This window comes from Klebsiella sp. 141153, from assembly GCF_032601995.1.
GTDB lineage: Bacteria > Pseudomonadota > Gammaproteobacteria > Enterobacterales > Enterobacteriaceae > Klebsiella > Klebsiella aerogenes.
This window is the reverse complement of sequence record NZ_JAQIRJ010000012.1, coordinates 120,456-134,424: the sequence shown is the minus strand read 5'-3', so window position 1 is coordinate 134,424 and position 13,969 is coordinate 120,456. Positions and strand designations below refer to the sequence as shown.

The 13,969-nt window shown below is 58.0% G+C and carries 13 protein-coding genes; 5 read left to right on the top strand and 8 right to left on the bottom strand.

Annotation, left to right across the window (positions count from 1 at the left end):
- Nucleotides 1–5: 5 nt before the first annotated feature.
- The 8 genes from PGS10_RS20875 to xthA all read right to left on the bottom strand — a co-directional run bounded on the left by PGS10_RS20875 (nucleotide 6) and on the right by xthA (nucleotide 7,649).
- A complete protein-coding gene (locus tag PGS10_RS20875; RefSeq protein ID WP_316423429.1) occupies nucleotides 6–1,313 on the bottom strand; it encodes a rhodanese-like domain-containing protein in 1,308 nt (435 codons plus the stop codon).
- A 75-nt stretch (nucleotides 1,314–1,388) separates the two neighbouring features.
- Nucleotides 1,389–2,033 (bottom strand): ATP-binding cassette domain-containing protein, encoded by a 645-nt coding sequence (locus PGS10_RS20870; protein WP_316423428.1) that lies wholly within the window; start codon nucleotides 2,031–2,033, stop codon nucleotides 1,389–1,391.
- The gene (locus PGS10_RS20865) at nucleotides 2,033–3,565 is read right to left on the bottom strand and encodes a thiamine ABC transporter permease (protein ID WP_316423427.1); all 1,533 of its coding nucleotides are present in this window, start codon (nucleotides 3,563–3,565) and stop codon (nucleotides 2,033–2,035) included. The genes PGS10_RS20870 and PGS10_RS20865 overlap by 1 nt, the downstream gene beginning before the upstream one ends.
- Nucleotides 3,538–4,716 (bottom strand): ABC transporter substrate-binding protein, encoded by a 1,179-nt coding sequence (locus PGS10_RS20860; RefSeq protein ID WP_315710844.1) that lies wholly within the window; start codon nucleotides 4,714–4,716, stop codon nucleotides 3,538–3,540. Before PGS10_RS20860 ends, PGS10_RS20865 begins: the two co-directional genes overlap by 28 nt.
- Nucleotides 4,717–4,725: 9 nt before the next feature.
- The gene (locus tag PGS10_RS20855) at nucleotides 4,726–5,289 is read right to left on the bottom strand and encodes a carboxymuconolactone decarboxylase family protein (protein ID WP_015366168.1); all 564 of its coding nucleotides are present in this window, start codon (nucleotides 5,287–5,289) and stop codon (nucleotides 4,726–4,728) included.
- The gene (locus PGS10_RS20850; protein WP_063415179.1) at nucleotides 5,286–5,990 is read right to left on the bottom strand and encodes a TVP38/TMEM64 family protein; all 705 of its coding nucleotides are present in this window, start codon (nucleotides 5,988–5,990) and stop codon (nucleotides 5,286–5,288) included. Before PGS10_RS20850 ends, PGS10_RS20855 begins: the two co-directional genes overlap by 4 nt.
- Nucleotides 5,983–6,603, bottom strand: coding sequence for a TVP38/TMEM64 family protein (locus tag PGS10_RS20845; protein ID WP_161801924.1), 621 nt, complete (start codon nucleotides 6,601–6,603; stop codon nucleotides 5,983–5,985). Before PGS10_RS20845 ends, PGS10_RS20850 begins: the two co-directional genes overlap by 8 nt.
- Nucleotides 6,604–6,842: 239 nt before the next feature.
- Complete coding sequence (xthA, locus tag PGS10_RS20840) at nucleotides 6,843–7,649, bottom strand: exodeoxyribonuclease III (protein WP_316423426.1); 807 nt, start codon at nucleotides 7,647–7,649, stop codon at nucleotides 6,843–6,845.
- Nucleotides 7,650–8,095: 446 nt separating this feature from the next.
- Between xthA and astC the strand changes: the two genes are divergently transcribed.
- From astC to spy, 5 genes are all read left to right on the top strand, one after another.
- The gene (gene astC, locus PGS10_RS20835) at nucleotides 8,096–9,316 is read left to right on the top strand and encodes a succinylornithine/acetylornithine transaminase (protein ID WP_316423425.1); all 1,221 of its coding nucleotides are present in this window, start codon (nucleotides 8,096–8,098) and stop codon (nucleotides 9,314–9,316) included.
- Nucleotides 9,313–10,347 carry an arginine N-succinyltransferase gene (astA, locus tag PGS10_RS20830; RefSeq protein ID WP_032711851.1) on the top strand — a complete coding sequence of 345 codons (1,035 nt, stop codon included), beginning with the start codon at nucleotides 9,313–9,315 and terminating at the stop codon, nucleotides 10,345–10,347. Before astC ends, astA begins: the two co-directional genes overlap by 4 nt.
- A complete protein-coding gene (gene astD / locus PGS10_RS20825) occupies nucleotides 10,344–11,819 on the top strand; it encodes a succinylglutamate-semialdehyde dehydrogenase (protein WP_316423424.1) in 1,476 nt (491 codons plus the stop codon). Before astA ends, astD begins: the two co-directional genes overlap by 4 nt.
- A gap of 73 nt (nucleotides 11,820–11,892) precedes the next feature.
- Complete coding sequence (gene astE / locus PGS10_RS20820) at nucleotides 11,893–12,855, top strand: succinylglutamate desuccinylase (RefSeq protein ID WP_047045078.1); 963 nt, start codon at nucleotides 11,893–11,895, stop codon at nucleotides 12,853–12,855.
- Nucleotides 12,856–13,222: 367 nt separating this feature from the next.
- Nucleotides 13,223–13,705, top strand: coding sequence for an ATP-independent periplasmic protein-refolding chaperone Spy (gene spy / locus PGS10_RS20815; protein ID WP_045393240.1), 483 nt, complete (start codon nucleotides 13,223–13,225; stop codon nucleotides 13,703–13,705).
- Nucleotides 13,706–13,969: the final 264 nt, after the last annotated feature.

Sequence of the window (13,969 nt, the reverse complement as noted above, 5' to 3'; positions counted from 1 at the left end):
TCAGATTATTTGCTGCTGTCCGGGCCGCGTTCGCCGGTGGCTACCGGATTTTGCGGATTACCGCTCCATTCATACCAGCCACCGTCGTAAACGGAGACGTTTTTCCAGCCCATCGCTCTGGCGTACATGAAAGTCTCTGAGGCGCGCCAGCCTGTGCCACAGTAAAACGAGACCTGCTGGTTGGGCAGAATGTTCCACTGTTTCCACATCGCCGCGATATCGTCGGCGCTGCGCATCGTTCCGTCCGGATTATGGAAGTCTTCCATATGGGTGGAATCGCTGCCGGCATGGCCCCAGCGCGCGCCGGCAATATCGCCCTTCGGCTTGATGTAGCTGTAGCCGCTGGTGGTGCCGATAAATTCCGGCCACGAGCGGATGCTGACCAGCGAAGCATCCTGGCGGTGTAGTAACCCACGCGCCTGTTCGGTATTGAGCATTAACTGCGGCTGACCGGGGATCGGCGCGCCGAAATCTGCCGCCGCTTTTTCTGCGGCTGGCATACCGCGTTCGACCGGCAGATTCGCGTCGGACCAGCTTTTCCAACCGCCGTCGAGCAGGCGTACATCTTTCACCCCGGCATACAGCATGATCTGCGCGACGCGCGCGGCGGCGTAGACGTCGCGGCCGTACAGAATCACCGTGGTGTCATGGCGAATACCGTGTTTAGCCAGCATCGCTGTTAGCTGTTCATCGGACACTTTGTTCCACAGCGGCTCGCTTTCCACTTCATTGGTATCGATATAACCGGCGCCGGGAATGTGATTCAGCAGATAAAATTTCGGCGCGCCCCAGGCCACTTCAAACAGTTTCCAGTCGCCTTGCGGGGCGGCGGTAACGGTTTTACCTTGCTGTAAATCGTGGATCCACTGCGGATACACCAGCTGCTCAAAGTGCGGCAGCTTCTGCAGGCGCTCGCTCTGACTGAAGGCGTCGCTAAGCGTGCTGAGCTTCGTGAATCCGGCTTCTTTCAGGCGCGCCGCAACTCTGGCGTTATCCTCGGCGCCGCCATATAACGCGATTGGCGTATCGGCCTGCAGCTGGTGCTGAGTAGCCCATGCGCGCAGTTGTTCGTCGCTCATTGCGCCAAGCCAGGTAGCGGAGAGGTTTAGCGCCTGAGGTTCATGGCCCTGTGGCCCGTTGGCGCTTTGCGGCCAACCGTTATAGAAAGCGCTGAGGCGGGTGTCTATCGCCACGCCGTGCCGCTGTTGCAGCGTTGAAAAGTCCAGCGTTGGCATGGTATCAGCGGCGAAAGAAGAGGAAGCAGCAAGCCCCATGAGCAGGGCGAGTGCGGTCAATTGAGAAACACGTTTCATCGAAATGCCCGACGGTAGAAAGAGGAGGGCTCATTCTCTGCTCCTGATAAGGGAATTTCTTTGCGATAACGCAGGTTAGACGGAATTTGCCTGCCAGGCGGCGATATTAATATAGCGTCCGCCCGGCGGGAGATCCTGGCTGTCGTGAGTCACCAGCACCGCCGGGATTGCCAGCCGGTCAATTTCCGCAAATACCCACTGGCGAAAATCGGCGCGGCGTTCTGCGTCCAGGCGATTAAAAGGCTCATCCAGCAGCAGCGCTTGCGGCCTCGCCAGCAGGGCGCGCAGCAGGCTGACGCGCGCGCGCTGTCCGCCGGAGAGCGTGGCCGGATCGCGCGAGGCGAAGCCCGGCATACCGGCGCGCGCCAGCGCGTGCTCGACTTCGGCCCGCCGCGACGCGCCGCGGATCTCCGCAGGCAGGGCGAGCTGTAAATTGTGCCCTACGCTGAAGTGGTCAAACAGCAGTGCATCCTGAAACAGGATGCCAATGCGCCGCGCTTCGGTGGCGAGCCCGTCGCAGCGGCGTTCGTTGAGCCATAATTCACCTTCAGCGCGAAAGGTGTCGGCAAGCGCGCCGATCATCCAGGCAAAAAGGGTTGATTTACCGCTGCCGGAAGGGCCCATCAGGGTCAACACTTCGCCGGGAGCGACAGAAAAATTTACTCCACACAACAGCGGTTGGCGGTGGAGGGTTAATGTCAGGTCGTTAACGGTTAGCATTAGCGTAATCCCCGGCGGCGACGGCCCATAAACCAGGCCATCAGCGCAGTAACCATAAAGCAGATCGCCGGTAGCAGCAATTGCCACAGCGCTTGTGCGGCAAGCCGCGTGCTGTCGCCGCCGCTGCTCAGCGCTACCGCTTCGCTGGTCAACGTCGGCGTCCGTCCGCCGCCGAGCCACACGGTCGGCAGATACTGCGCGATACTCACCGAAAACCCGACCGCCAGCGCGGTGAGCAGCGGTCGCGCCATTGACGGCAGTTTGACCCACCAAAACAGGCGGCCGCGCCGCCAGCCAAGCGTACGGGAAATTAATAACAACCGTGGATCAAGATTGCGCCACGCCGGGGAGAGGATAAACAGCATCCATGGCACGACCCATAACAGATGCCCCCATAATACCGTCATCAATTGACCGTCGAGCCAGCCCACGAGTGCTAATTGATATTGACCATCGGCAAGCGGCAGCGTCGGGATGATTAATGGCAGCCAGAGTCCGTTATATCTGGCGGGACCGAACTCCAGCCACAGCAGACACAGCGCGGCTCCCAGTATCGCTGCGCCCAATGCCAGCCAGAGGCTGTTACCGATCGCCTCAGCCGTTGGCTGCGTCCATTGCGAAATGCCAGCCAATAACAATGCGCAAACCAGACCGCAGGCGGGTACCACCTGCGCCAGAATACGTCCGGTCGCAGCGTTGGCGGGGGCGGCGCGCTTGCCGCATAGTGCGGGAATAGTTTGCCGCCAACGGCGCCAGCCTATCGATGCTATGGCCGCGAAGATTAACGTGAACGCCAACAACAGCAGGCTGGCCAACGCGCCTTTCGCCTGTTGCAACGGATCGCCCTGATTAAGCCACTGCCACGCCAGTACCGCCAGCGTTGGCGGATTTCCCGGACCGATCACTAAAGCGACATCCACCGCCGACAGACTCCAGGCAACGGTGGCCAGCAGAACAAGGCTCATCGATGGCAGCAGCGCCGGCACAATAATCCACTGCAGACATTGCCAGCAGTTGTAGCCGAGGGTTTTCATGACTACGGTGTGGGCCGCCAGCTGTTTTTCACCCAGTACGCCATACGCCACCCACAGTAAAAAGGCGCTCTCTTTGACCGCCATCGTCAGGCCCAGACCGATACCGTAGCGATCGGCCGGTGGGCTCAACGCGGGAAACAGACGATACAGCCAGCCGCCTTCGGCAAATAGCAGCAGGGCGGCCGTGGCGAAAGCGACATGGGGTACCGCCAGCAGCAGCGGTAATCTTCTCGCAAGGCGCTGCCAGCCGGCGGCTGGCCATAACGCGCCAATCACCGTCAGGGTGATGAACAGCGCGCCGCCCACCGCCAGCAGCGTAGAAGCTAGCGTCGCCGCCAGCGCCTGCGGCAACTGCGGATCGCTTAATAGCGCCCGCCAGGCCGCGGCGTCGACGGCAGGTACCGCCATCAGCGCGGCGGCGGGAAGCAGAGGGAGATAGACAAGCGCTATCGCTCCCCACGTCAGCGCAATTAGTGGGTACCGTAGCGGCGCAACCATTCCTGCTCCAGCGCGTCAACCCAGGCGGCGTGCGGTTCAGCCAGCATCGGCGGCGTCGCTTTCGGTTGCACGGCGTACAATGCGGCGCGCTGGGCGTCGTTGAGTTTTTCGGGATCGAGTACGCTGGGATCGCCCCAGATTTGCGGATCGGCTTTGCGTAGCTGAGCCTGCGGCGATAGCAGGAAGTTGGCAACCACATGTGCGCCTGCCGTAGCGCGGGCGTTGGCGGGGATAGCGACAAAATGCACGTTGCCGAGCATCCCTTGTTTAAAACCGAAGCTATAACTGTCTTGCGGAAGTTCGCCGCTGGCGGCTTTTTGCTGCGCATGCAGCGGATTGAAAGTGAGTGATAGTTGTAGCGTGCCTTGCGACAGCATCGCGTCCATCCGCGCCGGTGACAGCGGAAAATCGCGACCCTGGCGCCAGAGCAGCGGGTGTAGCCTGGCGAGATAGTCCCATAGCGGCGCGGTCACCGCGGCGAAACTGGCCGCCTGCGGCGGCTGGCGCAGGGCATCCGGTCGATCGGTTAGCGAGATCAGCAACTGCTCAAGGAAAGCGGTGCCGGTAAAATCCGGCGGCCGCGGATAGGTGACGCTGCCTGGATGCGCTGTGGCGAACGCCAGTAGCGCCTGTGCGCTGTCCAGGGGGGCAGACAGCTGCGAGCGGCGAGCGATAAAGGTCAGCTGCGCGCCACCCCACGGGGACTCCGCGCCATCGGTGGCGAGGGAGAAATCTTCCCGAACCGGTTTTCGCGTATCGACGTAGCGCCAGTTAGGCAGCTTTTCAGCCCAGCCGCTGCGCAGTAAATTCGCCTGCTTCAACGTGCGGAAATTCTCGCCATTAACCCACAATAAATCGATTGAACCGCCGCGGGAACGACCGGCACGCGCCTCGGTCTGAATACGCTTAACCGCATCGGCGGCATCGGCGATATGTACAATACGCAGATCGACGGCGTAATCACGTTTAACCTCGGCGCTGACCCAGTCGAGGTAGCGGTTAACCGCCGGATCGCCGCCCCAGGCGTTGAACCACACCGTCTGGCCACGCGCCTGCTGGCTGATGCTCTGCCAGCTCTCGTCGGCGTTGGCGAGAGTCGGGGCCAGCAGCAGCGCGGCAAGCCAAATTAAACAATAACGCAGACTGCGCATATTGACTCCTTAGGGATGAGTGTCGGAAACATCGGGCTTCGGGATTTGGCACAGGCCCTGCGCCGGAATCGCCAGCGCGGAATTAAAGCGCGCGGATAAATTTTGCAGGCCGATCAGCGCGGTTAGCTCGGTTAACGCCTGAGCATCGAACTGCTGCGCCAGCCGGGCGCGCAGCGCGTCATCGACGGCGGGCGGCGTCATGCTCGCCGCTTCGGCATATTCCAGCGCCAACCGTTCGCTATCGCTGAATAATCCGCTATTGCGCCAGTCGTTAACCGCCAATAGTTTTTCGCTGCCGCCGGCGCGCTGCGCCAGTTTCATGCTGGTGATATCAATGCAAAATTCACAGTGACACAGTTGGGCGATACGGGCGCTCACCAACGAGCGTAGCAGCGGATCGAGCGGCGAGCGCCGGCGCTCCAGATATCCGACAAACATCGAAACCAGATAAAACGCCAGCGGGATGCGACCCCACCAGCGGATAGGGCTGAGCACCGCGCCATAATGGCGACGGTGTAGCCATGCCTGCGGGCGCAGGATCAATGGAATCGACGTTAACGGCGGTAGATTCATGGCGATTTCCTATTGTGATGCGCAACGTATTGCGCCCTGGCTATCGCGACTACGATAGCCAAAGCGAACAAAATAGATAAGCCGCTGAGCAGCCAGAACCGCCCCCCCGTCAGCAGGCTTCCGGCCCACGAGTAGACGATAGTCGCCGGTAATTGGCCGACGCCGGTGGCAAACATAAAATGGCGAAAGCGGATTGAGGTTAGCCCAGCGGCATAGCTCACCGGATCGAAAGGGACGAAGGGCAGCAGGCGGCAAACCAGGATGGTGTGCTTGCCGTAACGACTAAAAAAGCCATCTACGCTCTGTAATACCGCCTTGCCGGTCAGTTTTTCTACCACTTCACGGCCCAGTACGCGGGCAATAAAAAAGCACAGCGCCGCGCCAGCCATCGCGCTGACCCATGACAATACGCCGCCCCACAGTGCGCCGAACAGCGAAGCGTTGGCAAAAGTTATCAAAAACGCCGGCAGCGGCGCGACAATTGCCTGCAGGATCATCAGACCGAAAGAGACCAGGGCTGCCAGCGGACCATAAGCGTCAATAAAACGCTCCAGCGCCTGCTGATCGAGGGTGGCAAACGCGCTAAGGCTATGTTGCAGAAAGGAGCGTACGCCCGGTATTAACCACCAGCCGACGAGTGCTGCCAGCGCCAGCAGGACGATAGCGCCGCGTGAGAGCCACAGCCGTTTTCTGTTATCCATTTTCATCGCCTACCGCGGATGTTGCGACACTAATGCGTTTATAGCGGCCATAACGCCTGGCGGCCTGAGTTAATACAAATAGCGCCAGGCCGGCGATGCTGAGTTTGCCAATAAAGGCCGGGGTGATGCCATCGCGGGCCAGTTCGCTGGCCATAAAAGTATAAATAAACAATCCCGGCAGGGTGGCGATGGTGGAGATAAACGTAAAGGACCAGAAGGGGATCGCCGTCAGTCCATAGGCATAGTTCTGCAGATTATAAGGGAACAGCGGCACCAGCCTGGTGAAAATCAGAAAATCGCAGCCGCTGCGGGCAATACCGCGCTCGAACGCCTGAAAAACGGCATGGTGACCACAATAGCGCTGCAGCGCTTCGCGCCCCAGCCAGCGGGCCAGCAGGAACGACAGCGATGAGGCGACAGTCGCGGCGATAAGCGACAGTAACGTGCCCAACCAGGGGCCGAATATCATACCGCCGACGATGACCAACGCGCTGCCGGGCATCAGGCACAAGGTGGCGATGATAAACAGCAGGATATAAAGCGCATAACCTGCGCTACCGCTGTGCAGAATAAGTAATTGAAGATCGTGAAGGTGGCTGAACAGTCTCGTCAGCCCGGCGTGATGAACAAGCCATGCCAGCAGGGCAAACAGGAGTACGGCAAACAGCAGTTTATAGCGTGCCTGGTAACGGCTTCTTTTGCATGAGGGGTCTCCTGTCTTCGTTTTGCCCGGCAGGAAACGCCGGGTGCGCGCGACAGTATAGTAAATTGCCGTTAGCGACAATGTATACCGTTCACTTTATTGATTTTGCTCAGGATAGCGGGGCTCCGCGCCGGAGCCCCGGAGAAGAATTACGGCTTAAAGGTTGCCCATACCGGCGCATGGTCGGAAGGCTTTTCCATCCCGCGGATGTCGTAATCGATGCCGGTTTCGACGCAGCGCTGGGCCAGCGGCGAGCTTGCCAGCAGCAGGTCGATACGCAGACCGCGGTTGTCATCAAAACCTTTAGAGCGGTAATCGAACCATGAGAAGCGCTCATTATTATCCGGGTTGGCGTGACGCCAGGTATCGACCAGGCCCCAGCCCAGCAGACGATCCATCCATTCACGCTCTTCCGGCAGGAACGAACATTTACCGGTGCGCAGCCAGCGCTTGCGGTTCTCTTCGCCGATGCCGATATCAAGGTCGGTAGGGCTAATATTCATATCGCCCATGATAAGCACCGGATTTTCTTTGTTCAGCTCGGTATCGAGGTAGTTCTGCAGATTCTGATAAAACGCCGCTTTCGCCGGGAACTTGGTCTCGTGGTCACGGCTCTCTCCTTGCGGGAAATAGCCGTTAATTACCGTGACATTGCCAAACGGTGAGGGGATTTCCGCCATGATGATGCGGCGTTGCGCATCTTCGCCGTCGCCCGGGAAGCCGCGACGCACGGCTATCGGAGTCTCTTTGGTCAGCAGCGCCACGCCATAATGGCCTTTTTGCCCGTGGTAAAAGACGTTGTAGCCCAGCTTCGCCACCTCTTCGAGAGGAAACATATCGTCGTGAACTTTGGTTTCCTGGAGGCCGATAACATCGGGCTGATGTTTATCGACGATGGCGGCCAGTTGATGGGGGCGGGCACGCAGGCCGTTGATATTAAAAGAGATGTATTTCATAGTCGCTGCCACTGTGCAAGGTGAATAGTGCAAGGATGTTAGCAGAATTTCATCATGGTGGCTGCCGGCAGGTGGTTAATTCTACCGATTACTGCGGTTGGCGAGCGAATCGCACAAATTATGCACCGTTTTGGCGCATGTCGCGCCAAAAAAGCGCAGATATCTACGATAAATTTCGTAGAGGATCACAATTACAGAATTATATCTTATCGCTGCATAACTTATCGTCTTTTTCCACTATCCAGCGCCGTTTACCTGATAATTATTCACTAGATATGCATTTTTGTTGAATAATTAATGCCTGTAACTCGTTGATATCACGTGATTGAGCTCAATTTATGCATTTTTGCCTCTGGCTGGCACGATGCGTGCAATCTACATTTACAGCGTAATAACTCATAAATTTTAACATCGTTCTTACTTTTAATTTACCGGAAGAGGTCGATATGTCTCAGTCAATTACGCGTAGCAATTTTGATCAATGGATGATGCCGGTATATGCGCCGGCGGCTTTTATTCCGGTACGCGGCGAAGGTTCACGGTTGTGGGATCAGCAGGGGAAAGAGTATATCGATTTTGCCGGCGGTATCGCGGTGAATGCGCTGGGACACGCTAGCCCACAGCTAGTAAAAGCGCTGACCGAGCAGGCGGGAAAATTCTGGCATACCGGTAACGGTTACACCAATGAACCGGCGCTGCGCCTTGCCAAACAGCTGATCGACGCCACCTTTGCCGACCGCGTTTTCTTCTGTAACTCCGGCGCCGAAGCCAACGAAGCGGCGCTGAAACTGGCGCGTAAATACGCCCACGATCATTACGGCAGCCACAAAAGCGGCATTGTCGCCTTCAAAAACGCTTTCCACGGGCGCACGTTGTTCACCGTCTCCGCCGGCGGTCAGCCTTCCTATTCGCAGGATTTTGCGCCGCTGCCGCCGCAGATCCAGCATGCTACCTATAACGACCTCGACTCGGCGCGCGCGCTGATTAATGACGACACCTGCGCGGTAATCGTCGAGCCGATGCAGGGCGAGGGCGGCGTGGTGCCGGCGAAAGCGGAATTTTTGCGCGGCCTGCGCGAATTGTGTGACCAGCACAACGCGCTGCTGATTTTTGATGAGGTACAAACCGGCGTCGGGCGTACCGGCGAATTGTATGCCTATATGCACTACGGGGTGACGCCGGATGTCCTGTCGACGGCGAAAGCGCTGGGCGGCGGCTTCCCGATCGGCGCGCTGTTGGCGACGGAGAAATGCGCCAGCGTGATGACCGTCGGCACTCATGGTACGACCTACGGCGGTAACCCACTCGCCACTGCTGTTGCCGGGGAACTGCTGTCTATCGTCAATACCCCGACGCTTTTGAACGGCGTTAAACAGCGTCATCAGTGGTTTAGCGAACGCCTGAGCGCGATTAACGCCAGATACGGCCTGTTCAAGGAAATTCGCGGACTGGGGCTGCTGATTGGCTGCGTACTGAACGACGAATATGCCGGAAAAGCAAAAGCCATTAGTACCCAGGCGGCGGAAGACGGGCTGATGGTATTGATAGCCGGGGCAAACGTCGTTCGCTTCGCCCCGGCCCTTAACGTGAGCGAGGAAGAGGTTAACACCGGTCTCGATCGCTTTGAGCTGGCCTGCCGTCACTTCCTTGCGGGAGTTTCATCATGATGGTGATCCGACCGGTTGAAAAAGCCGATTTGCCGGGGCTGATGGCCCTGGCGGGAGAAACCGGCGGCGGCCTGACGTCGCTGCCGGCGGACGAACCCACTCTGGCTGCCCGCATTGAACGCTCCCAGCGGACCTGGCGCGGCGAACTGCCGAAAAGCGAACAGGGCTATGTCTTTGTGCTGGAAGATAGCGTCAGCGGCGCGGTTGTTGGGATCTGCGCGATTGAAGTCGCCGTTGGCCTCAACGATCCCTGGTACAACTATCGGGTCGGCACCCAGGTACATGCTTCAAAAGAGCTCAATGTTTATCACGCGCTGCCGACGCTGTTCCTTAGCAACGATCACACCGGCTGTAGCGAACTCTGCACGCTGTTTCTCGATCCGGCATGGCGTAAAGAGGGCAACGGCTACCTGTTGTCGAAATCGCGACTGCTGTTTATGGCCGGTTTCCGCGACCACTTTAATGACAAAGTGGTCGCCGAGATGCGCGGCGTGATTGATGAGCATGGTTATTCGCCGTTCTGGGAAAGCCTTGGCAAGCGCTTCTTCGCGATAGAATTTTCCCGCGCCGACTATCTCTCCGGCACCGGTAAAAAAGCGTTTATCGCCGCATTAATGCCAAAACATCCGTTATATATCGACTTTCTCTCCGATGAAGCGCGGGCGGTCATCGGCCAGGTTCATCCGCAAACGGCGCCTGCGCGTGCGGTACTGGAAAAAGAAGGCTTCCGTTTTAACAACTACATCGACATTTTTGACGGCGGCCCGACGCTGGAGTGCGAAATTGACCGGGTGCGGGCGATACGCAAAAGCCGCCTGCTGACGGTGGAGGAAGGGCAACCTGCGCCGGGAGAGTGGCCGCAGTGTCTGGTCACCAACGAGCAGTATCAGCAGTTCCGCGCCATCCTGGTCCATGCCGACCCGGATAGCGAAACGTTGCTGCTGAGCGCGCGTGAGCTGGATACGCTGAAATGCCACCCAGGCGACCGCGTACGGATGGTCCGCCTGATCCCCGAGGAGAAAGCATCATGAGTTTATGGATTAACGGCGAATGGCAAAACGGGCGCGGCCCGCAGCGCAGTAAATATAACCCGGTCAACCAGGCGCTGCTGTGGCAGGGGAATGACGCCGACGCCGGGCAGGTCGCGCAGGCGGTTAGCGCCGCGCGTCAGGCTTTTCCCGCCTGGGCCCGCCTGCCATTTAGCGCGCGTCAGGCGATCGTCGAGAAGTTTGCGGCGCTGCTGGAAGCGAACAAAAGCCAGCTGACGGCGATTATTGCCGCCGAGACCGGTAAACCGCGCTGGGAGGCGGCCACGGAAATTACCGCCATGATAAATAAGGTGGCGATCTCGGTGCGCGCCTATCATAGCCGCACCGGCGAGAGCGAGACGGCGATGGCCGACGGCGCCGCCACCCTGCGCCACCGTCCCCACGGGGTACTGGCAGTGTTCGGGCCTTATAATTTCCCGGGCCATTTACCCAACGGACATATTGTACCGGCGCTACTCGCCGGTAATACCATCGTCTTTAAACCCAGTGAGCTTACGCCGCAAAGCGGCGAAGTGGTGGTTAAGCTGTGGGCGGAGGCGGGCTTACCCGCTGGAGTCGTGAATCTACTGCAGGGCGGCCGGGAGACCGGCGAGGCGCTGAGCGGGCAGGTGGATATCGACGGTCTCTTGTTCACCGGCAGTTCCGCGACCGGCTTCCAACTGCACCGTCAACTGGCCGGGCAGCCGCAAAAAATCCTCGCCCTCGAAATGGGCGGTAACAACCCGCTGATTGTTGACGAACCGCAGGATATTGACGCTGCGGTCCACCTGACAATCCAGTCGGCGTTTATCACCGCCGGGCAGCGCTGCACCTGCGCGCGCCGTCTGTTGGTGAAGCGCGGCGCGACGGGCGATGCGTTTTTACAGCGTTTAGTGACGGTGTCACAACGTCTTATTCCCGACGAGTGGGATGCGCAGCCGCAGCCGTTCCTGGGCGGACTGGTATCGCCGCAGGCCGCGCAAAAGGTGCATCAGGCCTGGCTTGGGCACGTGGCGAGCGGCGGACAGACGTTACTGGAGCCGCGCCTGCTGCGCGACGGTACCTCGCTGCTGACACCGGGGATCATCGACATGAGCAACGTGCAGCAGGTGGCGGATGAAGAAGTTTTTGGCCCGCTGTTGTGCGTGTGGCGCTATGACGATTTCGAGCAAGCGATCGCGATGGCTAACGCCACCCGGTTTGGTCTCTCCTGTGGGTTGATTTCCGCCGAGCGCGATAAGTTCGAGCGCCTGTTGCTGGAGGCCCGCGCCGGGATCGTCAACTGGAACAAGCCGCTCACCGGTGCTGCCAGTACCGCGCCGTTTGGCGGAACCGGCGCCTCGGGAAATCATCGTCCAGGCGCCTGGTACGCCGCCGATTATTGCGCCTGGCCGATGGCCAGCCTGGAATCCGCCGAACTGACGCTACCGGAGACGCTCAGTCCGGGGCTGGATTTTTCATTGCAGGCAAGTTGATGAAAGTTCGCGGGGCCGGGATTCTCGGCCCTGCGAGTTTTCCTCGATCCGTTTCAGTAATAAAGGAGGCGTCGTGGACGACTTTCTGGCACTAACTCTGGCGGGGCGCTGGCCGCATCATTTTCATGGCGAAACCGCCCATTTTCGTTGGCACTGGATCGATTGCGGCATCCTGCTGCTGACCCCGCATGCGCGCTGCGAACGTTCACTGGTGCTCTCCTGCGGTATTCACGGCAATGAAACCGCGCCGGTGGAGATAGTCAACGCTTTGCTTCAGCAGTTGTTTAGCGGCGAACTCCCGCTGCGCTGGCGTGTGTTGGTGATATTCGGCAACCCGCCGGCGCTGCGGCAAAATAAACGCTATCTCGATAGCGATATGAACCGCATGTTCGGCGAACGCTGGCGCAAGTTCGCGCCCAGTGGTGAAACGGTGCGGGCGCGGCAGTTGGAAAGCGCTGTGACGCGTTTTTTTAGCGATAGCCATGGCGTGCGCTGGCACCTGGATATGCATACCGCTATTCGCGGCTCGCTGCATCCGCGCTTTGGCGTGTTGCCGGCACGCGAGGAGCCGTGGGGCGAAGATTTTCTCAGCTGGCTTGGCGCGGCCGGGCTGGAGGCGCTGGTGTTCCATCAACAACCGGCGGGAACCTTTACCCACTTTAGCTGCGAACGTTTTGCCGCGCTGGCCTGTACGCTGGAGTTGGGCAAAGCGCTGCCTTTTGGCGACAACGATTTAACCCAGTTCTCAGCGACGCAGCGGGCGTTAAGCAGGCTGTTGGTGGGCGATTTGGCGGTGGAAGAAACGACTGCGCCGCTGCGCTACCGGGTGGTGCAGCAGATCACCCGCCACAGCGACCAGTTCCAGTTGCATATGTCGGGGGAGACGCTCAATTTTACACCGTTCAGCGCCGGGACGCTGTTGGCTGAGGATGGCGAAACGCGCTATGTCGTCGAAAAGGCGCAGGAGTACGTGCTGTTTCCCAACCCCGGCGTAGCGCCAGGGCTACGGGCTGGGCTGATGCTGGAACGGTTGTAATTTCCTTTCTTAACTATTCACAGCCGTTGTTGTTCGCGGTTGTGAATATCGAGTGAAATATGGCTGCGCACCGATCTTATTTATTTGTGCCATTGGCATGGTTTGCGGATTATTCCTGGTTAAATGCTTTGTTTTTAATCTCCACTGTTTTATAATCTTCATAGTTTCCTTATAAAACAGCCTGTTATTTATTTTTTGTTGCATATCCCTCCTCATTTTCCTTATTTTCTCCACAATTGGTGAGAAAATGTTTTTTACACTTTCATTGTTTTACGCTTGCACTGACTAATTGACGATAAAGCGCGTAAAGTTAATCTCGTCAACACGGCAATGCGCCGTCAGAATAACTGATAGTAAGGACATAACCATGAAGAAGATTACTGCTCTGTTTGTTGCCTCTACTCTGGCTCTGGGTGCTGCTAACCTGGCTCACGCGGCCGATACCACCGCTACCACCCAAACCGATAGCAAACCGATGATGCACCATAAAGGTATGCCGGGTCATCACGATATGATGTTCAAAGATCTGAACCTGACCGATGCGCAAAAACAGCAGGTTCGTGACATCATGAAAAGCCAACGCCAGAACATGAAACGTCCGTCCCTTGACGAACGTCGTGCCATGCACGATCTGATCGCCAGCGATACTTTCGACAAAGCGAAAGCCAGCGCGCAGATCGACAAAATGGAAGCGCAGCATAAAGAGATGATGCTTTCCCGCATGGAAACCCAGAACAAGATTTACAACATCCTGACGCCGGAACAGAAAAAACAGTTCAATGCGAATTTTGAGAAGCATCTGACAGAACGTAAAGCGCCGGAAGGTAAAATGCCTGTACCTGCTGAGTAACTCAGCGCGAAGAATGAAGACCGCCGGTCTTGCCCAATCATTGCCAGTAAGGCTTTGGGCAGGGCCGGCGGTTTTTTACGTTTAATCCCGTTGCGTTCAGCCTGCTCGTCTGTTTCTGCGAGTTGCTCGCCATTATCGGAATACATTTATAAAGATACGGTTTATCTCCCCTGTTGATGCACGCTAATATCCCCTCTCGAAGAATATTTATATTTAATATCAAATGTTTATATATATTTATGTAAGAATGGGGTTGCTGAATGG

Coding starts and splice junctions, on each gene's coding strand:
- spy (WP_045393240.1), top strand. CDS start 13,223: ATGAAGAAGATTACTGCTCTGTTTGTTGCCTCTACTCTGGCTCTGGGT.
- astA (WP_032711851.1), top strand. CDS start 9,313: ATGATGGTGATCCGACCGGTTGAAAAAGCCGATTTGCCGGGGCTGATG.
- PGS10_RS20850 (WP_063415179.1), bottom strand. CDS start 5,990: ATGGATAACAGAAAACGGCTGTGGCTCTCACGCGGCGCTATCGTCCTG.
- PGS10_RS20865 (WP_316423427.1), bottom strand. CDS start 3,565: ATGGTTGCGCCGCTACGGTACCCACTAATTGCGCTGACGTGGGGAGCG.
- astD (WP_316423424.1), top strand. CDS start 10,344: ATGAGTTTATGGATTAACGGCGAATGGCAAAACGGGCGCGGCCCGCAG.
- PGS10_RS20855 (WP_015366168.1), bottom strand. CDS start 5,289: ATGAATCTACCGCCGTTAACGTCGATTCCATTGATCCTGCGCCCGCAG.
- astC (WP_316423425.1), top strand. CDS start 8,096: ATGTCTCAGTCAATTACGCGTAGCAATTTTGATCAATGGATGATGCCG.
- PGS10_RS20870 (WP_316423428.1), bottom strand. CDS start 2,033: ATGCTAACCGTTAACGACCTGACATTAACCCTCCACCGCCAACCGCTG.
- PGS10_RS20860 (WP_315710844.1), bottom strand. CDS start 4,716: ATGCGCAGTCTGCGTTATTGTTTAATTTGGCTTGCCGCGCTGCTGCTG.
- PGS10_RS20875 (WP_316423429.1), bottom strand. CDS start 1,313: ATGAAACGTGTTTCTCAATTGACCGCACTCGCCCTGCTCATGGGGCTT.
- xthA (WP_316423426.1), bottom strand. CDS start 7,649: ATGAAATACATCTCTTTTAATATCAACGGCCTGCGTGCCCGCCCCCAT.